General features: G+C 58.1%; 2 protein-coding genes and 1 pseudogene. All 3 read left to right on the top strand.

Features of this window, described 5'->3' with window-relative positions:
- Positions 1–354: 354 nt before the first annotated feature.
- Positions 355–1,206, top strand: coding sequence for an MIP/aquaporin family protein (locus ACXRVY_RS22810; RefSeq protein ID WP_108214995.1), 852 nt, complete (start codon positions 355–357; stop codon positions 1,204–1,206).
- A 74-nt stretch (positions 1,207–1,280) separates the two neighbouring features.
- On the top strand, positions 1,281–2,792 hold the full coding sequence (gene glpK, locus ACXRVY_RS22805) for a glycerol kinase GlpK (protein ID WP_458238304.1): 1,512 nt from the start codon (positions 1,281–1,283) through the stop codon (positions 2,790–2,792).
- Positions 2,741–2,863: pseudogene (locus ACXRVY_RS22800) on the top strand (hypothetical protein); the annotation flags it as partial. The gene glpK and the pseudogene ACXRVY_RS22800, both read left to right, overlap by 52 nt.

The following is a 2,863-nucleotide window of genomic DNA, read 5'->3' as shown; positions in this document are numbered from 1 at the left end:
GGGCATGACAGCTCCAGACTGGGCGGCAGAAGAAAAATACTGCGCCCGATTCTAGGACATTGATCATTAAAAGGCTCTACAGCGGCGCATCCATAACGCCATTGCCTGGCCATCCCATTCCCCAATGACTCACCCATTCATGCAACAAATAGTTTTTTTGTGACCGACGGTTCACTTTCGACCTTTGACAGCAGCGTTTCTTGTCTATATTTTTTCGTTTCTGAAACTGCACGAAACGTCCTACCGCTGCACCCAGCAGTAAACCGCGACTAGGATGGGGATCCTGTCTCGCTGAAAACCGCGCTCCGACCATGATGGAAAAGAGCGCCAGACAACAAAAAAAATGAGGTTTCAATGACAACTGCTTTACAACAACCGTCGCTCTCGAGCCAATGCATGGCCGAGTTTCTGGGTACGGCGCTACTGATTTTTTTTGGTACAGGTTGTGTTGCCGCGCTCAAAGTCGCGGGTGCCAGTTTTGGTTTGTGGGAAATCAGCATTATCTGGGGCGTCGGCGTCAGCATGGCGATCTACCTCACCGCCGGGGTTTCCGGAGCTCATCTGAACCCTGCCGTCAGCATTGCCCTGAGCATTTTCGCGGACTTCGAAAAACGTAAATTGCCTTTCTATGTACTCGCCCAGGTGGCGGGTGCCTTCTGTGGAGCGTTGCTGGTCTACACCCTCTACAGCAATCTATTCTTCGAATTCGAACAAACGCACCACATGGTTCGCGGCACTCAAGCCAGCCTCGAATTGGCCTCTGTGTTCTCCACCTTCCCGAATCCTGTGCTGACCACCGCCCAGGCATTTCTGGTCGAGGTGATCATCACGGCCATCCTGATGGGCGTGATCATGTCCCTGACCGATGACAACAATGGCCTGCCCAAAGGCCCGTTGGCACCGCTGCTGATCGGCCTGCTGATTGCGGTGATCGGTAGCTCGATGGGACCGCTGACCGGTTTTGCCATGAACCCTGCGCGGGACTTCGGCCCTAAACTGATGACTTTCTTCGCTGGCTGGGGTGAAATTTCCTTCACCGGCGGACGCGATATTCCGTATTTCCTGATTCCTGTTTTTGCACCGATTGTCGGTGCCTGCCTCGGCGCCGCCGCCTATCGCGGGCTGATTGCCCGCCATCTGCACGGCGCCGTACCTGCTACAAAGGATGCAACAGCTGCCATTGACGGCAAACCCAGAACTTCTTGATACCGTTGGCGCGTGCCCCTGCCCTTTGATCACGCGCCAGACCTCACTCCCTTATTTCGTCCAAGGCAATCGACATGACCGACACACAGAATAAGAACTACATCATTGCCCTCGATCAGGGTACGACCAGCTCCCGCGCGATCATTTTCGACCGCGACGCGAACGTGGTCTGCACCGCCCAACGGGAGTTCGCTCAGCACTACCCGCAAGCAGGCTGGGTCGAACACGATCCGATGGAAATCTTCGCCACCCAGAGCGCAGTGATGGTCGAGGCCCTGGCACAAGCCGGCCTGCACCACGACCAGGTGGCGGCCATCGGYATCACCAACCAGCGCGAAACCACCGTGGTCTGGGACAAGAACACCGGCCGCCCGATCTACAACGCCATCGTCTGGCAGTGCCGACGCAGCACCGAGATCTGCCAGCAACTCAAACGCGATGGCCACGAGCAATACATCAGCGACACCACAGGCCTGGTCACCGACCCGTATTTCTCCGGCACCAAGCTCAAGTGGATCCTCGACAACGTCGAAGGCAGCCGCGAACGCGCGCGCAACGGTGAGCTGCTGTTCGGCACCGTCGACAGCTGGTTGATCTGGAAGTTTACCGGCGGCAAGGTGCATGTCACCGACTACACCAATGCTTCGCGTACCATGCTCTTCAACATCCACACCCTGGAGTGGGACGCGAAGATGCTGGAAGTCCTCGACATCCCGCGTGAGATGCTCCCGCAAGTCAAATCGTCGTCCGAGATCTACGGCCACACCAAAAGCGGCATCGCCATCGGCGGCATTGCCGGTGACCAGCAAGCCGCTCTGTTCGGCCAGATGTGTGTCGAGCCAGGCCAGGCGAAAAACACCTACGGCACTGGTTGCTTCTTGCTGATGAACACTGGCGACAAAGCCGTGAAATCCCAACACGGCATGCTGACCACCATCGCCTGCGGCCCGCGTGGCGAAGTGGCCTATGCCCTGGAAGGTGCGGTGTTCAACGGCGGCTCCACCGTGCAATGGCTGCGTGACGAACTGAAGATCATCAACGACGCCCACGACACCGAATACTTCGCCAACAAGGTCAAGGACAGCAACGGCGTGTACCTGGTGCCGGCCTTCACCGGTCTTGGCGCTCCCTACTGGGATCCGTACGCCCGTGGCGCATTGTTCGGCCTGACCCGCGGCGTACGCGTGGATCACATCATTCGTGCCGCACTGGAGTCGATTGCCTACCAGACCCGAGACGTGCTCGACGCCATGCAACAGGACTCCGGCGAACGCCTCAAGGCCCTGCGTGTGGATGGCGGCGCGGTGGCCAACAACTTCCTCATGCAGTTCCAGGCCGACATCCTCGGCACACAGGTCGAGCGTCCGCAAATGCGCGAAACCACGGCACTGGGTGCGGCTTACCTGGCAGGCCTGGCCTGTGGCTTCTGGGGTAGCCTGGAAGAGTTGCGCGGCAAGGCAGTGATCGAGCGCAAGTTCGATCCGACGCTGGATGAAAAGGCGAAGGAAAAACTCTACGCCGGGTGGAAAAAAGCGTGGCCTGTGGCTTCTGGGGTAGCCTGGAAGAGTTGCGCGGCAAGGCAGTGATCGAGCGCAAGTTCGATCCGACGCTGGATGAAAAGGCGAAGGAAAAACTCTACGCCGGGTGGAAAAAAGCG

This window comes from Pseudomonas sp. P5_A2_2, assembly GCF_054177685.1.
Note: the sequence above shows the minus strand (reverse complement) of the source record. Positions and strands in the feature narration are given on the sequence as shown.

Coding starts and splice junctions, on each gene's coding strand:
- ACXRVY_RS22810 (WP_108214995.1), top strand. CDS start 355: ATGACAACTGCTTTACAACAACCGTCGCTCTCGAGCCAATGCATGGCC.